A 16,183-nucleotide genomic window follows, 5' to 3' on the forward strand; every position below is an offset into this window, starting at 1 on the left:
GACGCGACATTTGGCTCTTTTGCCACTTTTGGCAAGCCGACCGCCACAACTCAATGAAATAACGCGCTCTTCGCCATTGCGGTCGAACATCTCGCGCGGCGCGCGATTATCGGCTACATACCGCCGTTAACCATAGCTGTTCGCGCTTTTTTAGCCATTGGCGCACCACACTGGCGCCTGCCAAGACGACGATCTGGAACCGAAATCGAAAGGCGGGCCGGTTGTGCGGGCATCACCGGGTGAATATGTGTTCAGAGGCGGGATGCCGGTCGAAATCAATCGAGTGCGAGCCTGAATGAAGGTCGTTGAACGCTACATCATGCGGCGCGCGTTCCTGCTGTTTGTGGGCGCTTTGTGCTGGACACTTGCCATCGCGTGGACGACGCAGGTGCTCGCGCGCATAGACCTCGTCACCGACAGCGGCCAGTCGGCGCTGGCCTTTTTCGAGGTGGCCGCCCTCATTATTCCGACGATCATTCCCATCGTCGTGCCGTTCGCCATGGCCGGTTCGGCGGCACAGACGCTGAGCGTGATGAACGGCGATTCGGAACTGGTCGTCATCAGCGCCGCGGGCGCGTCGCGCTCCGTCATCGTCAAGCCGATCCTGATCCTGGCGGTATTGGCGAGCTTGCTGAGTCTGTTCGTGCAGAATGGCGTCGAGCCCTATGCGCGCCAGCGCAATCGCGACCTTATCGCCAATTCGCGCGCCGATTTCCTGTCCCTCGTCCTTCAGGAAGGCACGTTCCGCAAGATCGATGACGGCCTGTTCGTGCAGATCGGCGAACGGTTGCCCGGCGACCGGCTCGCCAGCATCTTCGTCGCCGATTCACGCCAGCAGGGCACCGACCTCATCTATTACGCGAAATCCGGCGCGGTGATCGATCAGGACAAGGAGAAGGTTCTGCTGATGAATGACGGCGTCGTGCAGCGCAAGACGCTGAACGGCGACGTATCGGTCGTGCATTTCACGTCATATGCGTTCGATCTGTCGACCTTCGATGCCGACACGTCAGGCGTCACCCTGCTGCCGAAGGACCGGACGACCAGTTATCTGCTCAATCCGGATCCGAACGACCCCAGATACCAGCGCGAACCCTACGCTTACAGCACCGAACTGCACAAGCGATTCTCGGAATGGATGCTGCCCTTCGCCTTCGCGCTGATCGCGCTGGCGGTCGCGGGCGACGCGCGCTCGCACCGTGAGGCGCGCGTTCACCCGCTGATCACGACGATCTGCATTACGCTCGTCGTGCGCTGGTTCGTCTTTTTCATCGAGGGCCAGGCCAAGACGCATCCATCCTACGCCTATGGCCTCTATGTGGTGCCGATCGCCACCTCGCTGATCGCGCTGTGGTTCATCGGCACCCAGAGGACCATGGAACTGCCGCGTGGATGGGCCGACGCCATTTCCTCCTTCGCGCAGCGCGTCAATGAGCGGTTGACCGCATTGAAGCTGCGCCTCAAGGCGCGCCTTACCGGCGCCGGCAAAGGAGCGGCATGATGGGCTGGACCCTCGGTCGTTATTTCTTTTTGCGCTATGCCGCCATCACGGCCTGGTTCTTCCTCGGCATATTCGCGCTGGTCTTCCTGATCGATTTCACCGAACTGACGAGCCGCATCTCCCGCCTGCCCGGCTTCACCTATCAGACCGGCCTCGCCATATCGGCGTTGCGCGTTCCCATGCTGATCCTCCAGGCCGTTCCCTTCATCGGCCTGTTCTCCGCCATGGCCACGCTGGTTTCGCTCAATCGCAAATATGAGCTGGTGATCGCCCGCTCCGCCGGCATTTCGGCCTGGCAGTTCCTGTTGCCGCCCTGCATCGGCGCGCTGCTGTTCGGCGTTGTCGCGGTGGGCATACTCAACCCGATTGCCGCGCATGGCTTCTCGCGCTCCGAGGAGATCGAAAGCATACTGCGCTCGGGCAAATCGAATACGGTGTCGGCCGACATCGCGCCGTGGCTGCGCCAGAAGACGAAATCGGGCGATACCATCATTGGCGCCCGCGCCATCCTGAACCAGGGCCTGGTGATGGCCGACGCCACCTTCTTCAAGCTTGATTCGGACGGCGACATCGTCGAGCGCCAGGATGCCCGACGCGCAACTCTTCGCGACGGCTACTGGGAATTGCAGGATGTCCGGGTGATGGACAGCGACGGCAACGTGACCCGTGAGGAGACCGCCCGCGTCGCAACCGATCTGAAGCCGGAATTCGTCCAGGAGCGGCTGGCGCGGCCCGAAACGATCCCCTTCTACGATTTGCCGCAGAAGATCGAGGTTGCCCGTTCCTTCGGTCTCAAGGCAAATGCTTTCGCGATGCAATTCGATTCGCTGGTGGCGCTGCCGTTCCTGCTTGTCGCCATGACGCTGATCGCGGCGACCGTCTCGATGCGTTTTGCGCGTATGGGGCAGTCCGCGACGATGATTTTGGGTGGTGTCGTGGCGGGCTTTCTGCTTTATGTCGTGTCGGTTCTCGTCAAGGCATTCGGAATCGCGGGACTAGTGCCAACAATGGTAGCGGCATGGTTTCCGGTTGTCGTGGCGATGTTCTTTGGAGTAACTTTCCTGTTGTACAAGGAAGACGGCTAGTGAGAGGGACGGTTTTTTACAACCGTGGGCCGACCCGGGGGGCGCTCCTGTGTGGAGTGAGCGCCTTGGCATGCCTGCTTGCCTTCGGTCTCTCCGGCCAGACGGCACTCGCGCAGGCGCTGCCGGATGTCAGCGACAGAGTGCCGTCCAATTCCCAGATGCTGCTGGAATCCGACACGCTCGTCTATGACAATGACAACCAGACTGTCACGGCTGTCGGCGGCGTGCAGATCGACTATGGCGGCAACCGGCTGGTCGCGCAGCGCGTCGAATACGATCGCAAGACCAAGCGCCTTGTCGCCAGCGGCGAGGTGCAGATCGTCCAGAGCGACGGCACCAAGATCAATTCCGACCATATCGACATCACCGACGACTTCGCCGACGGCTTCGTCAACGCGCTGCGCGTCGAAACGGTCGACAAGACCTATTTCGCCGCCGAAAGCGCAGAGCGCATGGGCGGCGTGCTGACCACGTTCCACAACGGCGTCTATACCGCCTGCGCGCCCTGCGAGGACAAACCCGACAGTGCGCCCATCTGGCGCATCAAGGCCCGCAAGATCATCTGGAACGGGCAGAAGCACACGGTACGCTTCCAGGATTCGAATTTCGAGTTCTTCGGCTTCCCGATCGCCTATCTGCCGGCCTTCGAGATTGCGGACCCGACGGTGAAGCGCAAGAGCGGCTTCCTGATCCCCAGCGTCACCTTCAACGACGATCTCGGCGTCGGCGTCGGCATTCCCTATTATTTCGCGCTTTCGCCGACCTACGACCTGACCGCCAAGGGAACCTATTATTCCAAGCAGGGCTTTCTCGGCGAGGCCGAGTGGCGCCAGCGTTTCAACAATGGCCAGTACACGCTCAAGATGGCCGGCATCAGCCAGAAGGATCCGGGCGCTCTTAAGGACGGCAACTACAGACCCGGCGGCTATACGGTCAACTCCGGTCCAAATGACGACCCGAACAAATTCCGCGGCATGATGGGCACGAAGGGCCGGTTCGCGATCAACGAGCGCTGGGATTTCGGCTGGGATGTTCTGTTGCAGACCGACAAGAATTTCGCGCGCACCTACAAGATCGACGGCTACAACGATTACGTTTACCGTTCGGAAGTCTACCTGACCGGCCTCAACGACCGGAATTATTTCGACCTGCGCGCCATGCATTTCGATGTGCAGGAAAATTATCTGGACAGCAGCACCGGCGCACGGAGTGACAAGCAACCCTGGGTTCTGCCGTCGCTGGACTATGCCTACATTCCCGACACGCCGCTGGCCGGCGGGCAACTCTCTTTAAACCTGAACGCCCGCCTGTTGCGCCGCGACGATCTGGATAGCGTGCCGCATCGTATCCGTGGTCTTGAAGGCGAATCCGGCCGCATAACCGGCGAAGCCGAGTGGAAGCGCACCTTCATCACCGAAAACGGGTTGGTGATCACGCCGCTGCTCGCTTTCCAGGCCGACGCAGACTACGTCAATGCGTCGTCGGGATCGCTCACGGCGGTCAACAACATGGCGCTCAATTCCGATATTCAGCATGCCTATCCCGGCGTCGGCAATGACATGCGCTCCTCCTTCGCGCGCTATATGGCGACGCTGGGGCTGGAAATGCGCTGGCCGATCCTGTTCTCCGGCGTCCACTCCTCGCATGTCGTTGAGCCGATGGCGCAGCTTTTCGTGCGCCCCGACGAGCAATATGTCGGCGGCCTGGCCGTTCCGAACGAGGACGCGCAGAGCTTCGTCTTCGATGCCTCGACCCTGTTCGAGCGCGACAAGTTTTCCGGCTATGACCGCATCGAAGGCGGCACGCGCGCCAATGTCGGTGTGCGCTACACCGGCAGCTACGAGAATGGCTGGAGCACCCATGCCATATTCGGCCAATCCTACCAGATCGCCGGGCGCAATTCCTTCGCCTCGCCCGATCTCGTCAATGTCGGCATCGAATCCGGCCTTGAGGACGACGCGTCGGACTATGTCGGCCTGATCGGCGCCGCAAGCCCGTCCGGTTGGTCGGGTTCGCTCAGCGGCCGTTTCGGCGAACAGGATTTCGGCGTGCAGCGCATGGAAGCCAAGGTCGGCTATACCGGCAGGCCGGTCACGCTGACCGCCGGTTACGCCTTCATCCGGGCGCAGCCATTATACGGTTTCGCGGAGGACCGGCGCGAAGCCTCGCTGAACGGTTCTCTGCGGATCAACGACAATTGGCGTGTTTTCGGTTCGGGCACCTACGATCTGGAAACAAACGTTCTGGTCAGGGACGGGTTCGGATTCGGCTATGCCGACGAATGCTTCACCTATCTGATGACCTTCTCCGAAACCCGGAATCGCGAAGACAGCAATGACAAGAGCCTGAATGTCGGCTTCAATATTTCCTTCCGGACGCTTGGCGATTTTGGCTCAAGCTCGTCGGCGATTGCACCGCAATAAACCGCGGCGACATGGTTTCGCCGCATAGAATAGGCATGGACATGACAGTTCAGGCTGCATTAGGAGTGCCGTGCGTTCAGCCGAACGCATAATGGACACTATAATGCTTTGACGGAGCATCGGAATAACCCGAAAACCGAACTTCACCTTTCGGCCCGATGCACTAAGCTCGTTTCACGGGAAGAATCGGGAATATCTTCGATGAGGAAATACGCTTTTTGCGCGCGCTTCGCCTTTCTGGTTGCTTTCGCCGCGCTTCCGACCGTGGTGATCGCACCTCCGGTTCAGGCCAGCGAGATCAAGTACATCGTCAACGATATTCCGGTGACGAGCGGCGACATCAAGCACAGGGCCGCGTTCCTGCGCCTTCAGCACCGCAAGGGCGACGCCGCCCAGGAAATGATCGATCAGGCTTTGAAGCTGGCGGAAGCCAAGCGGCTGGGCATTCGCATCAGCGACCAGCAGGTCGATGAGGCCTATGCGCGTTTCGCCGCCAACAACAAGATGCAGTTGAAGCAACTCGACGGCGTGATGGCGCAATCCGGCGTGACCAGGGCACATTTCAAGGATTTCATCCGCGCCCAGATGGCCTGGAATCAGGCGCTCGGCGCGCGAGCCCGCGCCGAACAGGGCGGTGGCAACAATACCGGGCTGATGAACCCCCAGGAAGCCGTGCGGCGCATGCTGCAACAGGGCGGCACCAAACCGTCGGCTACCGAATACATGCTCCAGCAGGTCATCTTTGTCGTACCGGCCTCGGAGCGCAATGCCATCCTCGGCAAACGCAAGCGCGAGGCCGAAGCGATGCGCGCCCGCTTCAATGGCTGCAACACCACGCGCGAGTTCGCAAAGGGCCTGATCGACGTGACCGTGCGCGATCTCGGCCGTGTGCTTGCGCCCAAACTGCCGTCGGACTGGGCCGAACAGGTCAAGAAGACCAAGGCCGGATCCGCCACACCCGTTCGCGTCACCGACCGCGGCGTCGAATTCATCGGCGTATGCAGCGCGCGCGAGGTGTCGGACGACCGGGTTGCCGCTCTGGTTTTCGAGGCCGAAGGCGCCAAGGACGGCAATGACGCATTGGCAAAAAAATATCTGGGCGAGTTGAAGAAAGACGCCCGCATCGTGAAGCGCTGACGGCGCAATGCCGACGCCTGCCCTGCCGCTCGCTGTCAGCATCGGCGATCCTTCCGGCATTGGGCCGGAGATTGCCGTTGCCGCCTGGCAATTGCGCCGCGAAAAGGCTGTTCCCGCCTTCTACCTGCTCACCGATCCGGCCCTGGTTGCGGCGCGCTCCACCAGCATGGGCATGAATGTGCCGCTGGTCGAAACCGAACCGACGGATGCCATGCAGGTTTTTTCCGAGACCCTGCCCATCGTGCCGCTGGCCGCTCGCTTTCGCGACGCGCCGGGCCGGCCCGACCAGGCCAACGCCGCGGGCACCGTTGAAGCCATCGACCGTGCCGTGGCGGATTGCCTGACCGGGCGCGCGGCTGCCATCGTCACCTGCCCGATCGCCAAGAAGCCGCTTTACGATGCCGGCTTCCGCTTTCCCGGCCACACCGAATATCTGGCGCACCTGGCCAAGCTGCATACCGGATCCGACGCCAGACCGGTCATGTTGCTGGCCGGACCGGATCTGCGCACGGTGCCCGTCACCATCCATATTCCGCTGGCAGACGTGCCGCGCGCGCTCAGCACCGACCTCGTTGTCGAGACGGCGCGCATCACCACAGCCGACCTCAAGGCGCGTTTTGGCATCGAAAAGCCCCGGCTGGCGATTTCCGGCCTCAATCCGCATGCCGGCGAAGGCGGCGCCATGGGGCTTGAGGATCGCGAGACCGTCCAGCCGGCCATCGATATCCTGCGGGCTGAGGGTATCGACGCTTTCGGCCCCCTGCCCGCCGACACCATGTTCCACCCGCGCGCCCGCGCCAATTACGATGTCGCGTTGTGCATGTATCACGACCAGGCGCTGATCCCGGCCAAGGCGCTGGCTTTTGATGAGGCCGTCAATGTCACGCTGGGGCTTCCCTTCATCCGCACCTCGCCCGACCATGGCACGGCGTTCGACATTGCCGGCAAGGGCATCGCAAGGCCAGATAGCCTGATCGCCGCGCTCAAGCTGGCGCGCCGGCTGGCCGATGGCGCCCAAAAATCGCTTGCCGCATGAGTTCAATGTCAAATGAGCATTGATGGTTTGCCGCCTCTGCGCGACGTCATCGACAGGCACGGGCTACAGGCGAAAAAGGCGCTCGGCCAGAATTTCCTGCTCGACCTCAATCTCACCGGCAAGGTCGCGCGTGCCGCCGGTGACCTGACACATTCCACGGTGATCGAAATTGGCCCCGGACCCGGCGGCCTGACACGCGCGCTTCTGTTCAACGGTGCGCGGCGTGTCATCGCCATCGAGCGCGACGAACGCTGCCTCGGCGCGTTGACTGAAATCGCCGACCATTATCCCGATCGACTGCAAATCATTGCCGGCGACGCGCTGAAGACCGATTTTGCCGCCCTTGCCGATGGCGAACCGGTCAGGATCGTCGCCAACCTGCCTTACAATATCGGCACGGAATTGCTGGTGCGCTGGCTGACGGTGGCTGAATGGCCGCCCTTCTACGCATCGATGACGCTGATGTTCCAGCGCGAGGTTGCCGAGCGCATCGTGGCGAAGCCCGGCAGTTCGGCCTATGGCCGGCTCGGCGTTCTGGCCGGCTGGCGCTGTGAAGCGCGCATCGCCTTCGACGTGCCGCCGCAGGCCTTCACCCCACCGCCGAAGGTGACGTCCTCAGTCGTCCATCTCGTGCCACGAGCCAACCCGCTTGCGGCCGACGTGAAAACGCTTGGGCGCGTCACCGAAGCCGCCTTCGGCCAGCGCCGCAAGATGCTGCGCCAAAGCCTGAAAAGCATGGGCGGTGAAGCTTTGCTCACCCGCGTCGGCATCGATCCGACGCGCCGTGCCGAAACGCTCGATATCGAGGAGTTCGTGCGTCTGGCCAATGCGGTATAATACAACACGGCACATTGCGTTAGAGCGGCTGCCATCATCGTCTCGCGCCTGCAATGGCGCAAATCGCATTCGCAGGAAGCAGAAAGGCACGCATGGCAGTCGAGGCGGCGGACAGCAATCTGATACAGGTGGTGGCGCTGCTGGCCGCCGGTGTGGTCGCCGTGCCTATCTTCAAGCGCATCGGCCTCGGCTCGATCCTCGGCTATCTCACAGCCGGTCTGGTGATCGGCCCGTTCGGCCTGCGCGTCTTTTCCGAATCGGGCGCGATCCTGCATGTCGCCGAACTCGGCGTCGTCATGTTCCTGTTCATCATCGGGCTGGAGATGCAGCCGTCGCGGCTTTGGGGGTTGCGGCGCGAAATCTTCGGCCTCGGCGCGCTTCAGGTCGGCGTATGCGGGTTGCTTCTGGGCACGCTCGGCTGGCTGGGCGGCTTTACCGTCGCCCAATCCGTCATTTCCGGCGCGGGCTTCGTGCTGACCTCGACGGCGATCGTCATGCAGCTTCTGGAAGAGCGCGGCGACATTGCCACGCCGAAGGGGCAGCGCATCGTTTCGATCCTGCTGCTGGAAGACCTTGCCATCGTGCCGCTGCTGGCACTGGTCGCCTTTCTGGCGCCAGGCGGGGTGGAAACCACCGTTTCAGAGCGCCTTGCCGAGATCGGCATCGGCATCGGCGCCATTGTCGGGCTGGTACTGGCCGGCCGCTACCTTCTCAATCCCTTCTTCCGCATCCTTGCCGACGCGCAGGCGCGCGAGGTGATGACGGCCGCCGCCCTGCTCGTGGTGCTGGGCTCGGCGCTGACCATGCAACTCAGCGGCCTTTCCATGGCCATGGGCGCATTTCTGGCCGGCGTGCTGCTTTCGGAATCGACATTCCGCCATCAGCTCGAAGCCGATATCGAACCATTCCGCGGCATATTGCTCGGCCTGTTTTTTCTGGCGGTCGGCATGACGCTCGACCTTCAGGTCGTCTGGGACAATTGGCAACTCATCGCCATCTATGTCGTGGCCTATATGGTGATAAAGGCATTCGGCATCTATCTGGTCGCGCGCCTGTTGCACACCAGCCATCGCGAAGCGCTCGAACGGGCGGTGATCATGGCGCAGGGCGGCGAATTCGCCTTCGTGCTCTATGCTTCCGCCGCCGCGGTCGGCATCATCGACAGCCGCGGCAACGCGATGCTGACGGCCATCATCATCCTGTCCATGCTGCTGACCCCGCTTGCCATCGCCGTGCTGCGGCGGTTGACGCCGAGCGATGACAGGCAGTCAATGGAAGGCGTCGATGTCGCCGATGGGTTGACCGGCAGCGTGCTGATCATCGGCTTCGGCCGCTTCGGCCAGATCGCCAGCCAACCGCTCCTGTTGCGCGGCGTCGACGTCTCGATCATCGACAACGATGTCGAGATGATCCAGGCCGCCGCCGATTTCGGCTTCAAGGTCTATTACGGCGACGGCACCCGGCTCGATATACTGCATGCCGCCGGCGCCGATCAGGCGCGCGCCGTGCTGATTTGCGTGGACAAGCCGGACGTCGCGGTTCGCATCGCCGAACTGCTCAAGGCCGAATTCCCGTTCCTTACCGTCATGGCGCGCGCCTATGATCGCGGCACGGCGCTGCAATTGATCCATGCCGGCATCGACTACCAGATCCGCGAAACCTTCGAATCCGCGCTTGTTTTCGGCGGCTCGACGCTGGAAGCACTGGGCGTCGATCCGGATACCGTAGCCGACGTCATTGAGGACGTGCGCCGCCGCGACGCCGCACGGCTGGAAATGCAGATTTCCGGCAATATCCATGACGGCCGCAACTTCCTGAAGGGCAATATCGCCACCCCGGTTCCCGCCCCTGTAACGCAGCCGCGCCGCCCCGGACAGGCCCTGAACGAAGAAACCGCCGGCATGCTCGGCAAGCAGGCGCCGGCAACCGATTGAAGCGACAGATTGAAGGAGAACGCCAATGTCAGGATTGAACGAGCAAGCCGGGTCGGTGGTGCGTTTCTGGCGTGAAGCCGGCTCCAGCGCCTGGTTCGAAAAGAACGAATCTTTCGATACCGATTTCCGCAACCGCTTTCTCGACCTGCACTATGCCGCCGCCCGCCGCGAACTGGATGATTGGGCCGCATCTGCTGAAGGCTCGCTGGCGCTGATGATCCTGCTCGACCAGTTTCCACGCAACTGTTTTCGCGGCACCGGCCATATGTTCGCCACCGATCCGCTGGCCCGCCATTTCGCCGCCCACGCGGTCGAGGCCGGACACGACATGGAAGTCGAAGAAGAAATTCGCGTCTTCTTCTACCTGCCCTTCGAACATTCGGAAGCACTCGCCGACCAGCATCGCTCGGTCGACCTGCATAAGGCCAATGCGGTGTCCTATCTGGATTATGCGGTGATGCATCGCGATATCATCGAGCGCTTCGGCCGTTTCCCGCACAGGAACATGGCACTTGGCCGAGGCACAACGCCTGAAGAACGTGCATTCCTGGACGATGGCGGCTTTTCAGGCTGATCGTCTCCCCTCAGGCAGCACGCCACCAATCCTGCCCTGACGGCAATCTTTCGATCCCGCCGGTATCGGCGCGGCGCAACCGCTCGGCAATGCGCTCGCCGGCGACGACAAGATCGGGAGCGATCTCCGCCATCGGCGCCAGCACGAAGGCGCGTTGCAGCATGCGCGGATGCGGCACCTCCAGCCCGTCCTCATGGATGACGCGATCGCCGAATACCAGAATGTCGATATCGATCAGCCGCGGCCCCCAGCGTTCGCCGCGCACCCGTTTCAACCGGCGTTCGATATCGAGGCATAGGTCCAGCAACGCATGCGGCGCCAGCGTCGTGGAAAGCTGCGCGGCAATGTTGAGAAAATCCGGCTGGTCGAGCTTGCCCCAGGGCGGCGTCCTGTAGAGGGAGGAAACACTTGTAATCTGTACGTTCGCTTCACCGTCGAGCATTTGCAGCGCGCTTGCCATGGCGCGCTCCGGCTCCCCGAGATTGCCGCCAAGGCTGAGATAGGCGGTCTCGGCATCGCCGGATGAAATTTGCACGCTCACGCTTCATCCTCCGCGCATTCGTGCGCCTGCACGGCATCGGTCACGGCGAGTTCATCCACATTGATCGCGACGTCGTGGACACGGAAAAGCTGTGCGCCTTTCATTCGCAGGATGACGCTGGTGGCCGCCGTCGCCGCCACTCGGTCGGCCGTTTCCGGGCGTCCGGCCAACGCTCCGACAAAACGCTTGCGCGAGGTTCCGACCAGAAGCGGGAAGCCAAGCGCGTGCAGTTCCTCAAAACGCCGCATCATCGCCAGATCGACTTCCGGCACGCCCTTGGAGAACCCGAATCCCGGATCGAGGACGATTTGCGCATCCGGCACGCCGGCCTGCCGCGCGATCTCGACCGACTTGCCAAGAAACGCCAGTTGATCGGCGATGATGTCGGGCACTTTCTCGCGCCCGCGCCCGGTGTGCATGAGCACCAGCCCGGCACCGGTTTGCATTGCGATGCCGGCGATCTCCGGCTCGCGCTGCAAGCCCCACACATCGTTGATGATATGCGCGCCCGCCTCGACCGCCAGCCGCGCCGTTTCAGCGCGGTAGGTGTCGATGGAAAGCAGCACGTCGCTCTCCTTTGCCAGTGCCTCGATGATCGGCAACACACGAGCCTGCTCCTCGGCCAGGCTGACGGCGGTTGCGCCGGGCCTCGTCGATTCACCACCGATATCGATAATGGCTGCGCCCTCTTCCATCATGCGCCGCGCCTGCGCCAGCGCACGCTCCGGTACATCGAAGCGGCCGCCATCGGAAAAGCTGTCCGGCGTGACGTTGAGGATACCCATGACCATTGCCTTGCGGCCAAGGTCGAGATAACGCCCGTGAGCCAGTTGCCATCGTGTCATCATCATTGCAGGTCAACCAATATGTCAGGGCGTTCAGGGGCGGCAATCGTCGTACCGCAACAGGCCGTAACGCAAGGCGGACGTAGAGGCAATATGAACCGGCGGTTCCTGCTTTCAGCCTTTTTGCTACTTGCGCCGACACCCGCCGCGCATGCGGTTGATCTCGTCAAGACCTACAGCACCTTCACCATAGGCGGCACAACGCTTGAGGAGATACAGGCGGAGCTTGCCGAACGCGGGCCGCATGTCGGCAGTTCGGGCTCCCGCCACCCCGGCGCGACGCGCATGGCCTTCACCACGCATATCGGTTATGCGCGCGGCGCCCGGTCCTGCCGGATCGCCTCGGCCAAGGTGACGCTCAAGGTGCATATCGTGCTGCCGCGCTGGAGCCGGCGCAGCAAATCAGAACCGGATGTGCGGCTGTTCTGGGACACGCTTTCCGCCGATATCAAACGTCACGAAGGCCTGCATGTCGATATCGCCAAGCGCTATGCGCGCAAGCTGGAAGACGCGCTGAAGGCGAGCGGCCGTCAGAAGGATTGCGAAACAGCGGCAGCAAAGGCAAAAGCGATCACGACAAGGATTCTCGACAGGCACGACAAGGCGCAGGCGCGCTTCGACCGCGTCGAGATGGTGAATTTCGAAAGCCGCATCCTGCGATTGCTGGAGTATCGCGCCGAGCGTATCCGGGCCGGGCGCCTGCCATTGCCTTGAGGAGAAAATCGCGGTTTTGCCTGGCTTCCTGGTAACGATCACGGGACAGTCAACACGCGCGCCTCGACACCCGGTTGCTGCTCTGCTATTCCCGCGCCGCTGTTTTAAGGAAGCGCATGCCGGTTGGTAGCCCGGCAATCCGCCACGCGGACTCGAAGCCCCGGTGCACGGGACCCCACAGCATTAATGGTTTCCGGCAGGCATCGCGCCCATTCTTGTGCAAATGGGTGGATATATTTCGACGGGAATCACGAAACAGCAGTGAATTGAATACGTCATGGACAAGCCTATCAGTCAGGACCACACGCAGGACGTTTCGACACCCGCTATCAGCGACCGTGAGACAAACGTCATCATTGGCGGCGTGCTGCTGTCCATGCTGCTGGCGGCGCTTGACCAGACGATCGTCGCGCCAGCCATGCCGACGATTGCCGGCGCGCTCGGCCATGCCGAATATCTGCCGTGGATCGTCACCGGCTATCTTCTGACGGCAACGGCGGTCGCGCCTCTCTATGGCAAGATTTCCGACGTGCTTGGCCGCCGGCCGATCATCTTCGCGGCGATCCTGATTTTTCTTGCCGGTTCGGTGGTCAGTGCCCTCGCCCCCAACATGATGGTGTTGATTGCCGGCCGCGCCATTCAGGGACTTGGCGGCGGTGGGCTGTTCGCGCTCTCGCAAACCGTCATCGGCGATCTGGTCCCACCGCTCGAACGCGCCCGCTATGCGGCATGGATATCCGGCACATGGGCGGTTGCCAGCATTGCCGGCCCCTTGCTGGGTGGCACGTTCGCCGAGCATCTGCACTGGTCGCTGATCTTCTGGATCAACATTCCGCTCGGTCTGCTGGCCATGGCCATCATCAGCAAACCGCTGAAGAAGCTGCCGGTGCTGGGCAAGCATCACAAGATCGACGGCTGGGGTGCGCTGTTTCTGGTCATCGCGACGGCGCTGCTGCTGCTCGCGTTGAACTGGGGCGGCAGCACCTATGCCTGGACTTCGCCGCAAATCCTCGGCCTCATCGGAAGTTCGCTCGTGGTCTCGTTCATCCTGGCACTGCGGCTGATGAAAGCGGCCGAACCGCTTGTTTCGTTTGAAGTTCTCGGCAACCCGATCGTCGCTGCCGGGACGATTGCGGTGTTTCTCGTCCAGGCGGCCAATATCGGGCTTGCCGTCTATCTGCCGGTCTATATGCAGGCCCATCTCGACCTGTCCGTCGCTGAATCCGGTACGGCCATGCTGGGCCTTTTGCTTGGCACCGTTACAGGGGCGATGGTGAGTGGATGGATGGTGCCGCATATCGTCCACTACAGGCGCATCGCGCTTGGCGGCGCGCTGTTCAGCGTGCTGTGCCTTGGCGTGATGGCCTTCATGGCCGAGCATGTTTCATTGACGCTGGTGGAAGTGCTGACCGCCGGCATCGGCATCGGCACCGGCGCGACATTGCCGGTCTGCACTGTCTCGGTTCAAAATGCCGTCGACCGCAAGGATCTCGGCGTGGCGACGGGGGTTCTGACCTTCCTGCGCACAATGGGCGGGGCACTGGGTGTCGCCATCCTCGGCGCCGTCGCGCTCGGCTACGGCATGCCGCTTGCCACCGAAGGTATCCAGACCAGCGCGCAAGCGGTTTCAGGCGAAGCCTTCACCATGATCTTCATCGTCTGCGCCATCATCATGGTGGCTTCCTTCCTGAGCTTCCTGCTCATGCCGGAAAAGCCGCTGCGCGGCTATGCCAAGGATGCCGCCCGGACGATCTCGGAATAAGCCGGCAAGCGACTTCGACGAACGGAAAGGTTGAAGATCGCCGCATTCGGTGTCACATGAAGACGGTCAGATTCAATTCGGTCTTTCGCCAGTCATGATTACCTACCTCGACGCCGCGACCGCCCCGCTCAGGAATACCGGCCAGATTCGCCTCTATGGCGAGGAGGCTTTTGCCAGCATGCGCAAGGCGTGCAATCTGACGGCACGCTGCCTGGACGAACTGGCTGCTATCGTGCAGCCGGGCGTCACCACCAACGCCATCGACCGCTTCGTGCGTGAATTCGGCATGGACCACGATGCGCTGCCGGCGACGCTCAACTATCGCGGCTACACCAAATCGACCTGCACCTCGATCAATCATGTCGTGTGCCACGGCATTCCCGACGACAAGCCGCTGCGCGACGGCGACATCGTCAACATCGACGTCACCTATATCGTTGATGGCTGGCACGGCGATTCCTCGCGCATGTACCCGGTCGGCCAGATCAAGCGCGCGGCCGAGCGCCTCATGGAAGTTACCTATGAGTGCCTTTTGCGCGGCATCGCAGCCGTCAAGCCGGGCGAGCGTACCGGCGCCATCGGCGCCGCCATCCAGACCTATGCCGAGGGCGAACGCTGCTCGGTCGTACGCGATTTCTGCGGCCACGGCGTCGGTCAGCTTTTCCATGATGCGCCGAACATCCTGCATTATGGCAGCCCGAACGAAGGCGTCGAAATGCGCCCCGGCATGATCTTCACCATCGAGCCGATGATCAATCTCGGCCGGCCGCATGTGAAGGTGCTGTCCGACGGCTGGACGGCGGTGACGCGCGACCGCTCCCTGTCAGCGCAATATGAGCACACCGTGGGCGTGACCGAAACCGGCTGCGAGATCTTCACTCTGTCGCCCGCGGGCCTCGACCGTCCTGGCCTTCCCGGCTGAGCCGCAACATCAGTGCCCGTCTACAAAAACACGACAACGGGCTTTTCATTCCCGCCCGAACATGGCCTATCATGGACACGGGTGGGGAGTGAACGACGTGGGAAAAAGCAGACAGGCCTATGGTTATCTCGGTGAGCAGCCGGTCCTGCTACCATTGAGAAACAGCGAGCCGGTGAGGGAAAAGCCGCATTATCTCGGCCATCGCGACCGGCTGCGCGAGCGTTTTGCTGCGGCTGGCCCGGACGCCCTGCCCGACTATGAAATTCTGGAACTGCTGCTTTTTCGCCTGATCCCGCGCGCCGACACCAAGCCCGTCGCCAAGGCTCTGCTGGCCCGCTTTGGAACACTCGGCGAAGTGCTCGGCGCCCCTGTCACGCTGCTTCAAGAAGTCAAAGGCATCGGGCCGGCCATCGCGCTCGACCTCAAGGTGATCGCCGCTGCCGCGTCGCGCATGGCGCGAAGCGAAATCAAGGGCCGCGAAATCCTTTCATCCTGGGAAAAGGTTCTGGACTATTGCCACACAGCGATGGCCTTCGAGGCGCGCGAGCAGTTCCGCATCCTGTTTCTCGACAAGAAGAATGCCCTCATTTCAGATGAAGTCCAGCAGCAGGGCACGGTCGATCACACGCCGGTCTATCCGCGTGAAGTGATAAAACGCGCGCTCGAACTGTCCGCAACGGCAATCGTGCTCGTCCACAATCACCCCACTCACTGATTTTGATCCCGCTCGATCACGCTCAAGCACGTTGAAACACTAGGGAGTTAGTGATTTTTAGCCCTTGCGTAGTGGGGGTGGTTTTGGCAAATTGGGGGCTGTAAGAGGGGTAACAAACGGCCTTCCGCTCCCAGCAAGCGATCCCTGTTTCTCCCCG

The 16,183-nt window shown here is 62.0% G+C and carries 14 protein-coding genes; 12 read left to right on the forward strand and 2 right to left on the reverse strand.

Annotated elements, in window-relative coordinates; genetic code table 11:
* Positions 1-295: 295 nt before the first annotated feature.
* The 8 genes from lptF (at position 296) to BFN67_RS23495 (ending at position 10,527) form a co-directional block, all read left to right on the forward strand.
* Positions 296-1,501 (forward strand): LPS export ABC transporter permease LptF, encoded by a 1,206-nt coding sequence (gene lptF, locus BFN67_RS23460; RefSeq protein WP_080921868.1) that lies wholly within the window; start codon positions 296-298, stop codon positions 1,499-1,501.
* Positions 1,498-2,586: an LPS export ABC transporter permease LptG gene (gene lptG / locus BFN67_RS23465; RefSeq protein ID WP_192856909.1), complete on the forward strand. Its 1,089-nt coding sequence runs from the start codon at positions 1,498-1,500 to the stop codon at positions 2,584-2,586. Before lptF ends, lptG begins: the two co-directional genes overlap by 4 nt.
* Positions 2,587-2,744: 158 nt before the next feature.
* Entirely contained in the window at positions 2,745-5,009 is a 2,265-nt protein-coding gene (locus BFN67_RS23470) for an LPS-assembly protein LptD (RefSeq protein ID WP_245295394.1), read from the forward strand.
* Between the two features lie 201 nt (positions 5,010-5,210).
* Complete coding sequence (locus tag BFN67_RS23475; RefSeq protein WP_139789308.1) at positions 5,211-6,146, forward strand: SurA N-terminal domain-containing protein; 936 nt, start codon at positions 5,211-5,213, stop codon at positions 6,144-6,146.
* Between the two features lie 7 nt (positions 6,147-6,153).
* Entirely contained in the window at positions 6,154-7,182 is a 1,029-nt protein-coding gene (pdxA, locus tag BFN67_RS23480) for a 4-hydroxythreonine-4-phosphate dehydrogenase PdxA (protein WP_080921871.1), read from the forward strand.
* Between the two features lie 12 nt (positions 7,183-7,194).
* Positions 7,195-8,019 carry a 16S rRNA (adenine(1518)-N(6)/adenine(1519)-N(6))-dimethyltransferase RsmA gene (gene rsmA / locus BFN67_RS23485; protein WP_080921872.1) on the forward strand — a complete coding sequence of 275 codons (825 nt, stop codon included), beginning with the start codon at positions 7,195-7,197 and terminating at the stop codon, positions 8,017-8,019.
* Positions 8,020-8,111: 92 nt separating this feature from the next.
* Positions 8,112-9,953, forward strand: a complete 1,842-nt coding sequence (locus tag BFN67_RS23490) for a monovalent cation:proton antiporter-2 (CPA2) family protein (protein WP_080921943.1) — start codon at positions 8,112-8,114, stop codon at positions 9,951-9,953.
* Positions 9,954-9,978: 25 nt separating this feature from the next.
* A complete protein-coding gene (locus tag BFN67_RS23495; protein ID WP_080921873.1) occupies positions 9,979-10,527 on the forward strand; it encodes a DUF924 family protein in 549 nt (182 codons plus the stop codon).
* 10 nt (positions 10,528-10,537) lie between these two features.
* Here the strand turns inward: BFN67_RS23495 and folK are convergent, their stop codons facing one another.
* The gene (gene folK, locus BFN67_RS23500; RefSeq protein WP_425349822.1) at positions 10,538-11,068 is read right to left on the reverse strand and encodes a 2-amino-4-hydroxy-6-hydroxymethyldihydropteridine diphosphokinase; all 531 of its coding nucleotides are present in this window, start codon (positions 11,066-11,068) and stop codon (positions 10,538-10,540) included.
* The gene (gene folP / locus BFN67_RS23505) at positions 11,065-11,919 is read right to left on the reverse strand and encodes a dihydropteroate synthase (protein ID WP_080921874.1); all 855 of its coding nucleotides are present in this window, start codon (positions 11,917-11,919) and stop codon (positions 11,065-11,067) included. The genes folK and folP overlap by 4 nt, the downstream gene beginning before the upstream one ends.
* Positions 11,920-12,006: 87 nt before the next feature.
* Between folP and BFN67_RS23510 the strand changes: the two genes are divergently transcribed.
* The 4 genes from BFN67_RS23510 (at position 12,007) to BFN67_RS23525 (ending at position 16,026) form a co-directional block, all read left to right on the forward strand.
* Positions 12,007-12,627, forward strand: coding sequence for a DUF922 domain-containing Zn-dependent protease (locus BFN67_RS23510; protein ID WP_080921875.1), 621 nt, complete (start codon positions 12,007-12,009; stop codon positions 12,625-12,627).
* 277 nt (positions 12,628-12,904) lie between these two features.
* The gene (locus tag BFN67_RS23515; RefSeq protein WP_080921876.1) at positions 12,905-14,389 is read left to right on the forward strand and encodes an MDR family MFS transporter; all 1,485 of its coding nucleotides are present in this window, start codon (positions 12,905-12,907) and stop codon (positions 14,387-14,389) included.
* A 94-nt stretch (positions 14,390-14,483) separates the two neighbouring features.
* Complete coding sequence (map, locus tag BFN67_RS23520; RefSeq protein ID WP_080921877.1) at positions 14,484-15,311, forward strand: type I methionyl aminopeptidase; 828 nt, start codon at positions 14,484-14,486, stop codon at positions 15,309-15,311.
* Between the two features lie 61 nt (positions 15,312-15,372).
* Positions 15,373-16,026, forward strand: coding sequence for a JAB domain-containing protein (locus BFN67_RS23525; RefSeq protein WP_080921878.1), 654 nt, complete (start codon positions 15,373-15,375; stop codon positions 16,024-16,026).
* The last annotated feature ends 157 nt before the right edge of the window (positions 16,027-16,183 follow it).

Source organism: Manganibacter manganicus (genome assembly GCF_002075885.1).
Taxonomy (GTDB): Bacteria; Pseudomonadota; Alphaproteobacteria; order Rhizobiales; family Rhizobiaceae; genus Mesorhizobium; species Mesorhizobium manganicum.